General features: G+C 49.1%; 16 protein-coding genes. 11 read left to right on the top strand and 5 right to left on the bottom strand.

The features are described 5' to 3' along the window. Positions 1–19 precede the first annotated feature (19 nt). The 9 genes from rsfS to lipA all read left to right on the top strand — a co-directional run bounded on the left by rsfS (position 20) and on the right by lipA (position 8,105). A complete protein-coding gene (gene rsfS / locus AC2T0J_RS17520; protein WP_105936807.1) occupies positions 20–337 on the top strand; it encodes a ribosome silencing factor in 318 nt (105 codons plus the stop codon). A 29-nt stretch (positions 338–366) separates the two neighbouring features. Then, positions 367–837, top strand: a complete 471-nt coding sequence (rlmH, locus tag AC2T0J_RS17515; RefSeq protein WP_489807047.1) for a 23S rRNA (pseudouridine(1915)-N(3))-methyltransferase RlmH — start codon at positions 367–369, stop codon at positions 835–837. 3 nt (positions 838–840) lie between these two features. Then, positions 841–2,748, top strand: a complete 1,908-nt coding sequence (mrdA, locus tag AC2T0J_RS17510) for a penicillin-binding protein 2 (RefSeq protein WP_489807046.1) — start codon at positions 841–843, stop codon at positions 2,746–2,748. Then, positions 2,745–3,860 (top strand): rod shape-determining protein RodA, encoded by a 1,116-nt coding sequence (gene rodA / locus AC2T0J_RS17505; protein WP_489807045.1) that lies wholly within the window; start codon positions 2,745–2,747, stop codon positions 3,858–3,860. Before mrdA ends, rodA begins: the two co-directional genes overlap by 4 nt. After that, entirely contained in the window at positions 3,860–4,783 is a 924-nt protein-coding gene (locus AC2T0J_RS17500; protein WP_489807044.1) for a septal ring lytic transglycosylase RlpA family protein, read from the top strand. Before rodA ends, AC2T0J_RS17500 begins: the two co-directional genes overlap by 1 nt. Before the next feature lie 136 nt (positions 4,784–4,919). Then, positions 4,920–6,113 carry a serine hydrolase gene (locus AC2T0J_RS17495; RefSeq protein WP_489807043.1) on the top strand — a complete coding sequence of 398 codons (1,194 nt, stop codon included), beginning with the start codon at positions 4,920–4,922 and terminating at the stop codon, positions 6,111–6,113. Between the two features lie 158 nt (positions 6,114–6,271). Then, positions 6,272–6,478 (top strand): DUF493 family protein YbeD, encoded by a 207-nt coding sequence (gene ybeD, locus AC2T0J_RS17490; RefSeq protein ID WP_489810362.1) that lies wholly within the window; start codon positions 6,272–6,274, stop codon positions 6,476–6,478. 87 nt (positions 6,479–6,565) lie between these two features. After that, complete coding sequence (gene lipB / locus AC2T0J_RS17485; protein WP_489810361.1) at positions 6,566–7,150, top strand: lipoyl(octanoyl) transferase LipB; 585 nt, start codon at positions 6,566–6,568, stop codon at positions 7,148–7,150. Further along, positions 7,143–8,105, top strand: coding sequence for a lipoyl synthase (gene lipA / locus AC2T0J_RS17480; protein WP_489807042.1), 963 nt, complete (start codon positions 7,143–7,145; stop codon positions 8,103–8,105). Before lipB ends, lipA begins: the two co-directional genes overlap by 8 nt. Here the strand turns inward: lipA and AC2T0J_RS17475 are convergent. From AC2T0J_RS17475 to AC2T0J_RS17460, 4 genes are all read right to left on the bottom strand, one after another. Then, positions 8,098–8,316, bottom strand: coding sequence for a hypothetical protein (locus AC2T0J_RS17475; protein ID WP_489807041.1), 219 nt, complete (start codon positions 8,314–8,316; stop codon positions 8,098–8,100). The genes lipA and AC2T0J_RS17475 overlap by 8 nt on opposite strands. Positions 8,317–8,464: 148 nt before the next feature. Then, positions 8,465–10,189 carry a GGDEF domain-containing protein gene (locus AC2T0J_RS17470; protein WP_489807040.1) on the bottom strand — a complete coding sequence of 575 codons (1,725 nt, stop codon included), beginning with the start codon at positions 10,187–10,189 and terminating at the stop codon, positions 8,465–8,467. Positions 10,190–10,218: 29 nt separating this feature from the next. Continuing rightward, the gene (locus AC2T0J_RS17465) at positions 10,219–10,422 is read right to left on the bottom strand and encodes a hypothetical protein (protein ID WP_489807039.1); all 204 of its coding nucleotides are present in this window, start codon (positions 10,420–10,422) and stop codon (positions 10,219–10,221) included. A gap of 22 nt (positions 10,423–10,444) precedes the next feature. Further along, positions 10,445–11,254 carry an SAM-dependent methyltransferase gene (locus AC2T0J_RS17460; RefSeq protein WP_489807038.1) on the bottom strand — a complete coding sequence of 270 codons (810 nt, stop codon included), beginning with the start codon at positions 11,252–11,254 and terminating at the stop codon, positions 10,445–10,447. 155 nt (positions 11,255–11,409) lie between these two features. On the opposite strand from AC2T0J_RS17460, the gene ansA reads away from it, so the two are divergent. Next, positions 11,410–12,417, top strand: coding sequence for an asparaginase (gene ansA, locus AC2T0J_RS17455; protein ID WP_489807037.1), 1,008 nt, complete (start codon positions 11,410–11,412; stop codon positions 12,415–12,417). Between the two features lie 15 nt (positions 12,418–12,432). Continuing rightward, positions 12,433–13,269: a DUF2797 domain-containing protein gene (locus AC2T0J_RS17450; protein WP_489807036.1), complete on the top strand. Its 837-nt coding sequence runs from the start codon at positions 12,433–12,435 to the stop codon at positions 13,267–13,269. 44 nt (positions 13,270–13,313) lie between these two features. On the opposite strand, the gene AC2T0J_RS17445 is transcribed toward AC2T0J_RS17450, so the two are convergent. Next, positions 13,314–13,529 carry a hypothetical protein gene (locus AC2T0J_RS17445; RefSeq protein WP_489807035.1) on the bottom strand — a complete coding sequence of 72 codons (216 nt, stop codon included), beginning with the start codon at positions 13,527–13,529 and terminating at the stop codon, positions 13,314–13,316. Positions 13,530–13,532: the final 3 nt, after the last annotated feature.

Here is a 13,532-nt window from a genome sequence, read left to right as displayed (position 1 = left end):
GTGTCAGTGAGGAGAACTTTTGCAACACGAGCAACTCAAAGCGTTTGTCTTAGACAAAATTGACGATATGAAAGGACGGGATATCGTTGAATTAAATGTAAAAGGAAAATCAACCGTCACTGATACCATGGTTATCTGTTCGGGTAATTCCAAACGCCATGTCAGTTCTATTGCCGAACATGTTCAGGTAGAAGCCAAGCACGCCGGTCATGCGCCGTTAAATGTTGAAGGCAAGGAAACCGGCGACTGGGTACTGGTCGACTTAGGCGATATCATTGTACATATCATGCAGGATGAAGCCCGGGATTTTTATCAGTTGGAAAAGCTTTGGGGTTAACTCCCCGGTCGACACGGAGTTAGTAAACTGTGCGCATACAGGTAATTGCGGTTGGTAATAAAATGCCAGACTGGGTGAGCACCGGCACCAACGAGTTTCTGCGCAGGTTTCCGGCAGATATGCCGGTGACGATTACCGAGATCGCGCCGGGCAAACGGGGAAAAAATGCAGATATTAAACGCATCCTGCAAAAGGAAGGCGAAGCTATGATTGCTGCCATTGGTAAGTCCGATAAAGTGGTCACGCTGGAAGTCACCGGTCGCCCCTGGGACACGCCTGCCCTGGCCCGCCAGTTAGACAGCTGGAAAATGGATGGACGCGATATCAGTTTGCTCATCGGTGGACCGGAAGGCCTTGCTCCGGCATGTTGCGACCTGGCAGAACAACGCTGGTCATTATCCCCTCTCACGTTGCCGCACCCCTTGGTACGAATCATCGTCGCCGAATCTCTGTACCGGGCCTGGTCTGTTACCCAGAACCACCCCTACCACAGAGAATAATGCATGCCGATTAAGCGTCAGACCATCCGCGACCACACGGCTGAGGCAAACTTGTTTGCCCGCCGTGCAGTGATTGCCGGGTTGGTGGTATTTGCCCTGCTGGCAATGGTTGTGAGTAACCTCTACTATTTGCAGGTAGAGCACTTTGAGGATTACCAGACTCGGTCAAATGGCAATCGAATTAAAATATTGCCCATTGCCCCTAATCGCGGACTCATATACGACCGTAACGGCGTGTTGCTCGCAGAAAACCGGCCGGTATACAGCCTGGAAATTATCCCCGAGAAAGTCGAGAATCTGGAACATACGCTGATCTTCCTGCAGGCGCTGATGGGGATCACCGATGATGAGGTGGAAGATTTTAAGCAATCCCTGCGCGGACAGCGCCGCTTTAAACCTGTGGCGCTACGCACCCGACTAACAGAAGAGGAAGTGGCTCGCTTTGCCAGCCGCAGCCATCGTTTTCCAGGTGTTTCTATCGAAGCGCGTCTGGCCCGGTACTATCCTTATAAAGAAATACTCACTCATGCGCTGGGTTACGTATCTAAAATCAATAAAAAAGACCTGCAAAAAATCCAGGAGGCCGGCGAGGAAGCCAACTATGCCGCGACCTACGATATTGGCAAACTGGGGATCGAGAAATACCACGAAGACATTCTCCACGGCGAAGTCGGTTATCAACAGGTGGAAGTCAACAGTCAGGGCCGGATTATTCGTACCCTCGATGTACAGCCTCCCACACCGGGTCGCGATATTGTACTGAATATTGATATTCGTCTGCAGCAAGCTGCGCAGGAAGCACTGCAGGATCAGCGCGGGGCTATCATTATTTCCTCGGCACATACCGGCGGTATCCTGGCAATGTATTCTAACCCCAGTTATGACCCCAATTTGTTTGTTCATGGTATCAGTAGTAAAAATTACTCGGCATTGCTCAACTCGCCAGACCGACCGTTAATTAATCGCGCCACGCAGGGGCAGTATCCTCCGGCTTCAACAGTTAAGCCGCTATTGGGATTACTGGGGCTCGAGACCGATACGGTGACACCTGAATACTCGATTACCGATACCGGTCAGTACCGTTTGCCCAATGTCTCTCATGTTTGGCGCGACTGGCGTAAATGGGGACATGGCGAGGTAAACATGACCCGCGCGGTCGAAGTATCCTGCGATACTTACTTTTATGATCTGGCCTATGAAATGGGCATCGATAGTATCAGTGATTACATGTCGGAGTTCGGCTTTGGCGATTATACCGGTATCGACTTATACGAAGAGAGCGACGCCAACATGCCCAGTCGTGGCTGGAAACGGGCACGCTTCAATCAGCCCTGGTACATTGGTGATACCATTGCGGTAGGCATTGGCCAGGGATACTGGACAACCACCCCAATTCAGCTGGTTCATGCCACTAATGCGCTGGTTAATTACGGTGCCCGGTTTGTGCCGCAGATCCTGCAGGGCTACCGTGGGCCCGACGGAACGATGCAACCTGAACCCCTTAAATTCTTGCGCCCTATCGATATCGTTAACCGCGATAACTGGGATATCATCCAGGATGCCATGTACCAGGTGGTAAACGGTGAACGTGGTGGTGCCCGCTTCGCTTTTGCCAATACACCGTACATTTCAGCCGGTAAAACCGGTACTGCGCAGTTATTTTCGGTTGCTCAGGGCGAAGAATATGAAGCAGAAAAAGTCGACGAACGCCTGCGCGACAACGCGATGTACATTGGCTATGCGCCCTATGACAAGCCAGAAATAACCGTGGCCGTGGTCCTGGAGAACGCCGGCGGCGGCAGTAAAAATGCAGCCCCTATGGCACGACTGATGATGGATGCCTATTTCAAATTGTATCAGCCTGAACTCTTTACTGCAGAACAACAGACTAACGGAGGGTTGTCCCAGTGAAGCGCAGCACGTTAAGAGAAAACCATATCAGTTTTTGGGATCGGATCCATATTGACCTGCCGTTACTGTTCGGCCTGTTGGTACTGATGGGGGTGGGGCTGGTCACCATCTATTCTGCAGGTGGTCAGGATATGGCGCTGATTGAGCGCCAGGTAGTGCGACTCGGCATTGCCATCGGTGTGATGGTCGTGCTCGCCCAGGTACCACCCATGGCTTTCAGGCGATTGAGCATTTACGCCTACGGCGCCGGTATTCTGATGCTGATAGGTGTGCTGGTGTTCGGGGATGTCGGTAAGGGGGCCCAGCGTTGGCTTGACCTGGGATTTATTCGTTTTCAGCCCTCTGAAGCAATGAAACTGGCCGTCCCCATGATGGTAGCCTGGTATATCAGTAATTTCACCCTGCCCCCGCGGCTGCCGCAGATTATTATTGGTTTTATGCTGGTGGTGATCCCCACTATCTTAATTGCCAAGCAACCGGACCTCGGGACTTCCCTGCTGATTGCCAGCTCCGGGGTATTTGCTATTTTTCTGGCCGGGATGAGCTGGCGGCTGATTGCCATAGTGGCCGGCCTTGGCGGTGCGTTTCTGCCTATCATGTGGTTCTTCCTGATGCAGGATTATCAAAAGCAGCGGGTTACCACTTTTATGAATCCGGAGAGTGATCCGCTGGGTGCTGGTTATCACATTATCCAGTCTAAAATTGCCATCGGCTCTGGCGGGCTCGAAGGCAAAGGCTGGTTGCAGGGTACCCAGTCGCAGTTGGAGTTCTTACCGGAGCGCCACACCGATTTTATTTTTGCCGTGTTCAGTGAAGAGTTTGGCCTGACCGGCGTGTTACTGTTACTGGCTATTTACCTGTTCATAATTGTACGCGGCCTGATGCTGGCGGTACGTGCCCAGAACGCCTACAGCAAATTACTGGCCGGCAGTATCACGCTGACCTTCTTTGTCTACGTGTTTGTGAATATGGGCATGGTATCGGGTATTCTGCCGGTAGTCGGGGTGCCTTTACCACTGGTAAGTTACGGTGGCACATCAATGGTGACTTTATTAGCCGGATTTGGCATGCTTATGGGCATCGGCACACAAAAACGATTATTGTCGCGCTAATGACCCGGTATTCACTCTTACTTAGCCTTTCTGTTACGCTGTTACTGAGCGCTTGTCAGGCACCGTCACGCTATACTCAGGCAACCGATTCAGCACCGGATTTTATTTATCCGGAGCCGCCCATGGAAGATGCGGAGCCGAAGTATGAACCCTATCGGGAACAAAACAGCTTACCCTATGAGGTACTGGGAAAATACTACCGTCCGCTGAAAACGGGCAAAGGCTATACGGCCATGGGGAAAGCCTCATGGTATGGTCAGAAATTTCATGGCCACCTCACCTCTAATGGTGAAGTGTACGACATGTTTGGTATGACAGCCGCCCATAAAACCCTGCCTCTGCCCTCCTACGTGCGGGTAACCAACCTCGACAATCAGCGCCAGGCCATTGTACGGGTGAATGATCGTGGCCCGTTTCATTCTGAACGGATCATTGATTTATCCTACGCTGCGGCTAAAAAATTGGGTTTTCACCAGCATGGCACCACCCGGGTAAAACTCGAAGTTATCCACGTCGACAGCGACGAGATGGTCACCGTCGGCACTGAACCGCCAGTACCCTACGCGCTTTATGCCGGCGAGTTACCTGCCGAGGATGTATTGCAAACAGCCAGTCAGGCCCCCATTGATTCAGGCCCGGATCCCCTGGCAACCGAACAAAGTGACAGTACGGCTCTTAATGACATTGCTACCAGTCAGGGTTACTATATTCAGGTGGCTGCGCTGTCTGATGCCGAACGCGCTAAAAAGCTGTCTGACGGACTATCGTCACTGTATCAGGTGCCGGCCGAGTTTCCACTCATCGATGATATTTACCGGCTACGACTCGGACCTCTCACCGACCGTTTTAAGCTCAATATGTTACTTGATGAACTCAAACAAAATGGCTATCCGGGGGCGTACAAAGTAGCGGCCAGTCTGTAGTAATAAAAATCACAGAAAATGTCCCGCAGCCTCATTGAAATTAAACTTTTTGCCCCGACTCTAGTCCAAGCCTACGGCATACGTTAAAATGCCGTTGATACAACAGATTTTCGCTTTCAACTCAAACGGTAAAACCATGCATAATAAAATAAAGCGCGCTAAACCGTCTTTCCTGTCTGCCTTGCTACTCAGCACTGTCCTTTTACTCAGTGCTTATTGGCAAACCGCCAGAGCTGCGGTTGTTATTCCACCGCCCCCTTCCGTTGCCGCTGCCGGCTTCGTGCTACTCGACTATGAAACCGGCACCAGTATTGCCGAACAGAATGCCGACATGCAGCTGGCACCTGCCAGTCTAACCAAAATTATGACGGTTTACGTTATTGGTAAAGAGTTGCAGGCCGGGAATATTTCGTTAGATGACGAAGTGAAAATTTCTGAAAATGCCTGGGCAAAGAATTTTCCGGACTCATCGAAAATGTTTATTGAAGTGGGCACCACAGTCACCGTGCACGACCTGCTACGAGGCATTATTGTACAGTCTGGTAACGACGCCTGCGTGGCCATGGCAGAACACATTGCCGGCTCTGAAAGTGCGTTTGCCAGCATGATGAATGCCCATGCCGCCAACCTGGGAATGAATGCCAGTCATTTTGTTAACGCCCATGGCCTGCATGATCCTGATCATTACACCTCACCACGCGACATGGCGACGCTTTCTCGTGCGCTGGTTAAAGAAACTCCTGAGATGTATAAAATCTACAGTGAAAAAGAATTCACTTACAACGGCATTAAACAGTACAACCGCAACAGCTTACTTTGGGATCAGAGCCTCAACGTAGACGGCATAAAAACCGGCCATACTTCGGATGCCGGTTACTCGCTGATTACCTCTGCCACTCAGGGTGATATGCGCCTGGTATCAGTGGTAATGGGCACTGACAGTGAACGTGCACGTAAGGTTGAGAATAAAAAACTGCTGCGATATGGCTTTCGTTTTTATGAAACTGTCACCCCTTACAAAGCCGGCGACAGCTTTGTTTCGCACCGTATTTACATGGGAGATCGCGACACGGTGGATTTAGGTATTAACCAGTCAACACCGATTACTATACCGCGCGGCCAGGTGGCAAACCTGGAAGCAAACTTTGAGCTGGATAAGAATCTGGAAGCACCTCTTGCTAAAGGCGAAGTAGTTGGCACCCTGTATATCCAGTTAGAAGGTGAAGACGTGGCTCAGTACCCATTAGTAACATTACAAGAAGTGAAAGAAGGTGGCCTCTTCGACAGGTTGCTCGATTATGTAACATTACAGTTAGGTCTGAATGATTAATTCCAGATAATCGCTTGTATCATACATGCATCTGGTGGTGTACGGCACGAATTGGTAGAATTCGTGCCGTGCTATTTTGAGAGGTAAGCAAAGTGACTAAATTAGACACTCGATTTGACGAACTGCTGGACTTCCCCACGGTTCAAACCTTTAAAGTGATGGGCATTGCTCACGAAGATTTACCCATGCATGTGGTATCCTGCCTGCAGGAACACGCACCGGGTGACTATGCGCCAACGGTAAAGCCAAGCGCTAAAGGGAATTACCACTCTGTATCGATTGCCGTAACGGTAACGAGCAAAGAACATATGGAATTAATTTACACCGAACTGGCCAAAATCGAATTAGTGAGAGTTGTACTTTAAGTGACAGACGCCGTTAATAAGGTCGCCCAGGATAAGGTGATTGTCAGGCAGTTGGGCAAGCGAGCTTATGAGCCGGTCTGGCAGGCCATGCAAACCTTCACTGATCAACGCACTGCTGATGATGCCGATGAGGTATGGCTGGTTGAACATGAACCCGTGTTTACCCAGGGTCAGGCCGGTAAAGCTGAGCACATTCTGATGCCCGGTGATATACCGGTGGTTCAGGTCGACCGTGGCGGACAAGTGACTTACCATGGTCCGGGTCAGTTGGTTATCTACCTGATGCTCAATGTACGACGCCGAAAAATGGGTGTCCGCGAGCTGGTAAGTGCCATGGAGAATGCTGTAATAGGCACACTGGCAGATAGCAGTATAACGGCCTATGCCCGACCCGATGCCCCCGGCGTATATGTTGACGGTCAGAAAATCTGCTCATTGGGATTGCGCATCCGTAAAGGCTGCTCTTTTCATGGTCTGGCACTTAACGTGAACATGGACCTTCAGCCATTTCAGCGGATAAATCCTTGTGGCTATCAGGGAATGGCCATGACTGACTGCGCCCGCCTTGGTGGGCCGGATAATATTCAAACAGCGACAGAGTTGATGCTGAGCCACTTACAGGCCGAACTCGCTCTGCCAACTTTGCAAACAATAGAAGGCTTTAATGAGTAACGTAAAGGCAAAAGCCGGAGTTAAACTCCGCGATGATGAAAAGGTCAGGCACATTCCGGTTACCATCGTTCCTACCGAAAAAGAGGAAATGCTCCGTAAGCCGGAATGGATCAAAATTAAGCTGCCTCGCACCACCGACAGAATTGATCATATCAAGAATACCCTGCGCAAAAATAACCTGCACTCGGTCTGTGAAGAAGCAAGCTGTCCTAATCTGGCAGAATGTTTTAATCATGGTACCGCCACGTTTATGATTTTAGGCGATATATGTACCCGTCGTTGCCCGTTCTGTGATGTTGCCCACGGTAAACCATTACCTCCAAGCGCCGAGGAGCCGCTTAAACTGGCCACCACCATTAAAGAAATGGCGCTGAAATATGTGGTGATCACCTCGGTAGACCGCGATGACCTGCGAGATGGCGGCGCTCAGCACTTTGTAGATTGCATTAAAGCCATTCGTGAACACAGCCCGGCAACTAAAATCGAAGTACTGGTACCAGATTTTCGTGGCCGTATGGACCGCGCGCTGGAAATTTTCAAAGACGCGCCACCAGATGTGTTTAACCACAACCTGGAAACCATTCCACGTTTGTACCGCGAATGTCGTCCTGGCGCCAATTACCAGTGGTCACTCGACTTACTGAAAAAATTCAAAGCCCAGCACCCTGACGTGCCAACTAAGTCTGGTCTGATGATGGGCATGGGAGAAAGCCAGGAAGAGATAGCTGAGGTCCTGAAAGACCTGCGTACGCACGATGTGGAGATGCTGACACTGGGCCAGTATCTGCAGCCGAGCCGTCACCACTTCCCGGTAAAACGCTATGTGCACCCGGATGAATTTAATTCACTTGGCGATACCGCTAAAGCATTAGGCTTTACCCATGCCGCGTGTGGCCCGATGGTACGCTCCAGTTACCATGCTGACCGTCAGGCGGCCGGAGAAGAGGTTAAATAGCCTCTTCTTTTCCTGCATATTCTATCGAATACATCGCGGCCTGGCGACGTCCGGTTTTTTTCGCCTGATACATGGTGAGAGCGGTGCCACTGATAAGCGAGTACGGTTTCTTTCCTACCTGTTTGGTATCGAATACACCAAAACTGTCAGTTAGTCTCCGGTCATCCAGTTGAGCGACTCCGTAGCGTTTACAGGCGACGATAGGACTCATATAAGTGACCAGGTGACATAGAGAAACTCCCTTGCCAGGCTGGCGATGATTGGCATTACCAAATCAACTGACCTTAACTTCAGACAGACTAATTTCTAATGCATACAGGCGCAAAACTCTGCCACGGTATACCGGTAAATGCAGTGAATTAACTTACCATTGTCGAAGAGTATTCGTATACCCGGTTACGGCCGTAGTGTTTTGATTGGTAAAGCGCCAGATCAGCGGCAGCATAGAGGTTTTCAAGCTTATAACCGGTTTGAGTAGAATTGCTGACACCAGCACTAACCGTTAATTTAAACTGGTACTCGCTCATCGTTGATTGAATATTTTCAATCGCAACCCGGCAGCGCTCGGCAATATGCATAATCTCGCCCTCCGGCTTACCGGTAATCACTGCGCCGAACTCTTCGCCCCCCAACCGGCCCACTATAGCATCTTCGCCAACACTCTCTTTGATAACTTTTGCGGTTTGAATTAATGCCCAGTCCCCGACCTGGTGGCCATAGGTGTCATTAATATTTTTAAAATGGTCAAGATCGAGCAGGATAAGACCAATCAGACTACCGTTTTTCTGCGCCTGAGTTAATTTATTGGTTAAACAATCGGTAAAGTGGCCACGATTGGCAATCTGCGTCAGCGCGTCAGTTTCCGCAAACCTCTTTAATTGTGACTGCACTTTACGGCTGCGATACGACCAGAATAACAACGAGGACAACAATATCGAGACAAGAGCCAGTGCCAGTAATGAATTCTCCAACCGCTCGTTAATGAGCATGGATTCGGCTTTTAACAGTTCATTCTGTTTATCCAGTAACTCAATTTCATTTTGCTTGGCATCGATGTCAAAACGCGCCTGCTGGATGGCAATTTCATCCGCCAGTTGCTGTTGAAAAAGGTTTTGTTCTAATTGCTGACGGGTCGTCAGGTATTCATAAGCCAACTTATAGTGCTGCTCACGCTCGGCCAACTGGCGCAGTATATCATAAGTATCAACCAATGGCTGGGGAAAGCCATTACGAAGCTCTACTTGTAGCGTCTTGTCGGCATAGAATTTGGCATTTTCATAATCTTTTCTGGTATAAAACACTGATGCGAATAAATAATAAATTTCTATAAGCTGACCATCTGCAGGTAACTTTTTGGCTTGCATCAAGGTAGTGGTTAATACAGTTTGTGCTTCAGGGAACCGTTGCTGCTGGATTAACCATTTGGCCTTCAGAATACTCAAATTAATCATTGAGTACTGCTGACCGGCATTTGCGCATTGAGTTTCTGCTTCAGAAAACTCGCTAAGGCTCAAATCATCCAGCTGTAACTTCACTTTACTGGCAACAATAACCAGGTAAGTGCCGCATTTTATCCGCGGAATGAGCACTTCACTTGAAAATACTCTTTCGGCAAAATGTAACGCCGTTTCCGGCTGACGGATATTTAAATGAAAATGGGCAAGATTCAGGAAGGCATCAGGCTTATATGGGGACTCAGGATGCTCCTGTAGCAATGCCAGCAGCTCCTCTACCCGCTGCAAACCACTTTTCCAGTCGCGGATCACCCCTTGCAGATTGATCATCGACCCCAGAATACGAACCTTAAGCTCAGCTTGTATTGGCTCGTTTAAAAGTGCCTCATAGCGAGCAATTACGTCAGAAAGCTCACTATCCACCGTGAGAATAAGTGCTTGCAGGTAACGGTAATAATAGGTCTCGTCCTCGTCCAATGAGGCAATCGGAATGTCGGCAAGCCTGGATTTAGCCTTTTCATGATCAGCTAACCTTATACTGTCGATTGTACGCAGATCATCGATATATTCCGAAGAAAACACTGGAGCGCAAACACACCAAATAATACCGATCCAAAGCAAACTTCGCATTTGAACTAACTACCTTACTTTGTAAACCGTTAAACCTGCTCATCCTCAGGTGGCTCATCATCGTCAGGTTTAGTGGGTTCAGTTGGTTCATTAATAGATAAAATCGGATTATTCTTAGCTGACCCTATGGTTTCGACTAATTCATCCAACTCAGCGCGCTGTGAAGGAGTCAAATCGGATATATCAAAATTCGGATCCATACCGAGTTTTTCTAACAGAGAGATTGCACCCATTGCTTATTCCTTATGCTGTCTTTTATTCATCATCTGTATTTCTATCACGCGTCGCCGCATAAATCGACTTTAATCTTATTACGATTTCATCATTTGGGACCAAACGATGTCCGGGAGGGATCACAAGGGTCGAAATCAATGAAACATCGGCACCTGGTAATTGATCCAACCGAAACCAAATAATTTTGGGTTTCTCAGTCGGTAAAAATGGTGATTCATAAATCGCTACCTGATGTGAAGGCTCGTAGTATGCCAACAACATTTCTACTAAAAGTTCCCGTTCCGCTGGCCCTGTTAACCGTGGTGTCAACGACACATCCCCGGCATGTCCCAATTGCCACATTATAACATAGGCGCTGGGATCAAGCTGGCGTTGATAAAACATAAATTGACTTGCTTCAAACTGCTGACAGCCATAAGCTCCCGGATCAATGCCCATATCAGCATACAGACAAGCATCTGCGGAAATACCCGGCTCCATCCAGGCCTGATAGCCTTCCTGTAGCGCTTGCTGGATACTGTAATGCGGCACTTGGGCAAACACGCCAGGGTGACCGTAAAATACGCCAACAACCCGCTTGTTATCCCGCACTTTGGCAAGTATTGCCGCCTGCATTTCCCGGTAAGTGTTACGGCGGTCTTTACTGTCGCCATAAAAATGTTGAAGGGATTGCGTCCTGGGGTTCATTGTGGCTATCCATTGCTCGATAATAGGATGACAACTGGTAAACACCACATCGGCCTGCTGGATATGATTTTTACAGCGCTCTGTCATATGTGCCCCGAGTATCATGCCAGGGCCCACACACACTAAAGATCCTTTATTATTCATTTATTTACCTGTCATTATTGAGTGAGTTACCTGTATTATCAGTTAACTTTCGGCCAAAGTGAACTCATCAATCCAATGTTTAACACAATAAGCATTTAGTCTGGCGCTCCTCCCTTGTTACAATCACGCAAATGACAGCAGTTTATGGTAAGACCATGCGTAAACAAATTTACATTGCCTACACCGGCGGCACCATCGGTATGCGGCCTTCCTCCCAGGGCTACGTGCCGGCAGCCGGTTTCCTGGCCAAAACCCTGGCCTCAATGCCGGAATTTCATCGCCCGGAGATGCCGCAGTTCACGCTGCGTGAATATGACGAGCTAATGGACTCATCAGACATGAGCCCGGCCGACTGGCAATTTATCGCCGATGATATTGCGGCGAATTATCACAAATTTGATGGCTTTATCATCCTTCACGGCACTGACACCATGGCGTATACCGCCTCGGCACTGAGCTTTATGTTACAGGGCCTGAGTAAACCGGTGATTGTCACTGGCTCGCAAATTCCGTTAGCAGAGCTTCGCTCCGATGGTCAGGTGAATTTATTGAATGCTTTGTATATTGCCGCCAATTACCCCATCGCTGAAGTCAGCCTGTTTTTTAATAACAAACTCTTTCGTGGCAACCGCAGTCGCAAGGTGGATGCGGATGGCTTTGACGCCTTCGACTCCCCCAACTTCCCACCCCTGTTGGAAGCGGGTATCAATATTCGGATAAAGGCTGGAAAAATGGCAGAGCCTGACGACGCCGAACTGAAAGTGAGCAAAGTGACCGCCCAACCCATTGGTTTGGTGAGTCTGTATCCGGGTATCTCGCCTATGGTGATTGAGAATACCTTACAACAACCGGTCAACGCGCTGATTTTGCTCAGTTACGGGGTGGGCAACGCCCCCCAAAACAAACAATTGCTGTCTCAGTTAGAAACCGCCGCTGCGCGACAAATCGTAGTGGTTAACTGCACCCAGTGCTTTAAAGGTCGGGTCAATATGGGCGGTTATAAAACTGGCCACGGCCTTTCTCAGGCAGGTGTTGTTTCTGGTTTCGACATGACACCGGAAGCCACATTGGCAAAATTACACTACTTACTCAGTCAGTCACTGTCATTCGACGAGCTTAAACGCCAGCTTGGCAAGAGCTTACAGGGTGAGCTGAGTAACTAACAGGAACAGAGAATCATGCAGTATTCAGGAACCCTCAGAAAGATGCGCGTCAGCACTGATGCCAACCACGTGGCCCACTACGAACTGCCGGTAGGTGACAACTCAGTCACCATGAATCCGCTGATCGGTAAACCGGTCAACGTCGTGCATACGGGCAATATTTATTGCACCCATTGCCAACGTAAAACCAAAAAAAGTTTTAATCAGGGGTATTGTTACCCCTGCGTTATCTCACTGGCTCAGTGCGATACCTGTATTATTAAACCAGAAAAGTGCCACTACCACGAAGGCACCTGTCGCGAGCCTGAGTGGGGAGAAGAAAACTGTTTTTCCGATCATTTTGTTTATCTGGCCAATACCGGAAACCTGAAAGTGGGCATTACCCGCCATGTCACCGATGGCATATCCAGCCGCTGGATAGATCAGGGCGCCAGCCAGGCAACCGTCATGCTAAGAGTGCCCGACCGCCTCACCAGCGGTAAGGTTGAACAATTATGTACGCAGTATATTGGCGATAAAACCAACTGGCGGACCATGCTGAAGGGACAGCCTGAACAACAGGATTTAATTGCCCTCAAACATCAAATGCTCGGAAAACTGGCGGATGATTTAGCTCAAATCACCGCAGACAAAGGGATACAGGCGGTGACTACGGTGGATGATGTGAGTCATGAAATTGGCTACCCGGTTGAGGACTATCCGGTTAAGATTAAATCCATTAACCTGGATAAAACCCCCGAATTCAGCGGTGTGTTAACCGGGATAAAAGGCCAGTACTGGATGCTGGACGGTGACCGGGTGATTAATATTCGTAAGTATGCAGGCTATGAGGTGGAATTCAGCGCAGATTAACCGAGCCCAGGCAGGTCTGACGAACTCAGACCTGCCTGCTTTGGTCAGACTTCCTCACCTTCCATCTGGCGCGCTAAATCGTCAAGTTCGCCCAGGGTAGGATCAAAGTCTTCCGTTTTAATACGATAGCTCACTTTGACATGGTGGTTTGTCTGGCCGTATTTTACCACCAGTTGCTCGGCGTCAAAGTGTTTCACCGTATTTAAAAAACGGTAAGCCAGCGGCTGTGTGGGAAATTTATATTCAACACTGTTCTTCACAAC

It is taken from the genome of Alteromonas sp. ISO5 (assembly GCF_058105165.1).
This window is presented reverse-complemented; position numbering and strand designations above follow the sequence as displayed.

What these genes read in the sequence shown, in the direction of transcription:
- mrdA (WP_489807046.1), top strand. Translation starts at nt 841, where the DNA reads ATGCCGATTAAGCGTCAGACCATCCGCGACCACACGGCTGAGGCAAAC.
- AC2T0J_RS17500 (WP_489807044.1), top strand. Translation starts at nt 3,860, where the DNA reads ATGACCCGGTATTCACTCTTACTTAGCCTTTCTGTTACGCTGTTACTG.
- AC2T0J_RS17495 (WP_489807043.1), top strand. Translation starts at nt 4,920, where the DNA reads ATGCATAATAAAATAAAGCGCGCTAAACCGTCTTTCCTGTCTGCCTTG.
- ybeD (WP_489810362.1), top strand. Translation starts at nt 6,272, where the DNA reads ATGGGCATTGCTCACGAAGATTTACCCATGCATGTGGTATCCTGCCTG.
- lipB (WP_489810361.1), top strand. Translation starts at nt 6,566, where the DNA reads ATGCAAACCTTCACTGATCAACGCACTGCTGATGATGCCGATGAGGTA.
- lipA (WP_489807042.1), top strand. Translation starts at nt 7,143, where the DNA reads ATGAGTAACGTAAAGGCAAAAGCCGGAGTTAAACTCCGCGATGATGAA.
- AC2T0J_RS17475 (WP_489807041.1), bottom strand. Translation starts at nt 8,316, where the DNA reads ATGAGTCCTATCGTCGCCTGTAAACGCTACGGAGTCGCTCAACTGGAT.
- AC2T0J_RS17470 (WP_489807040.1), bottom strand. Translation starts at nt 10,189, where the DNA reads ATGCGAAGTTTGCTTTGGATCGGTATTATTTGGTGTGTTTGCGCTCCA.
- AC2T0J_RS17465 (WP_489807039.1), bottom strand. Translation starts at nt 10,422, where the DNA reads ATGGGTGCAATCTCTCTGTTAGAAAAACTCGGTATGGATCCGAATTTT.
- AC2T0J_RS17460 (WP_489807038.1), bottom strand. Translation starts at nt 11,254, where the DNA reads ATGAATAATAAAGGATCTTTAGTGTGTGTGGGCCCTGGCATGATACTC.
- ansA (WP_489807037.1), top strand. Translation starts at nt 11,410, where the DNA reads ATGCGTAAACAAATTTACATTGCCTACACCGGCGGCACCATCGGTATG.
- AC2T0J_RS17450 (WP_489807036.1), top strand. Translation starts at nt 12,433, where the DNA reads ATGCAGTATTCAGGAACCCTCAGAAAGATGCGCGTCAGCACTGATGCC.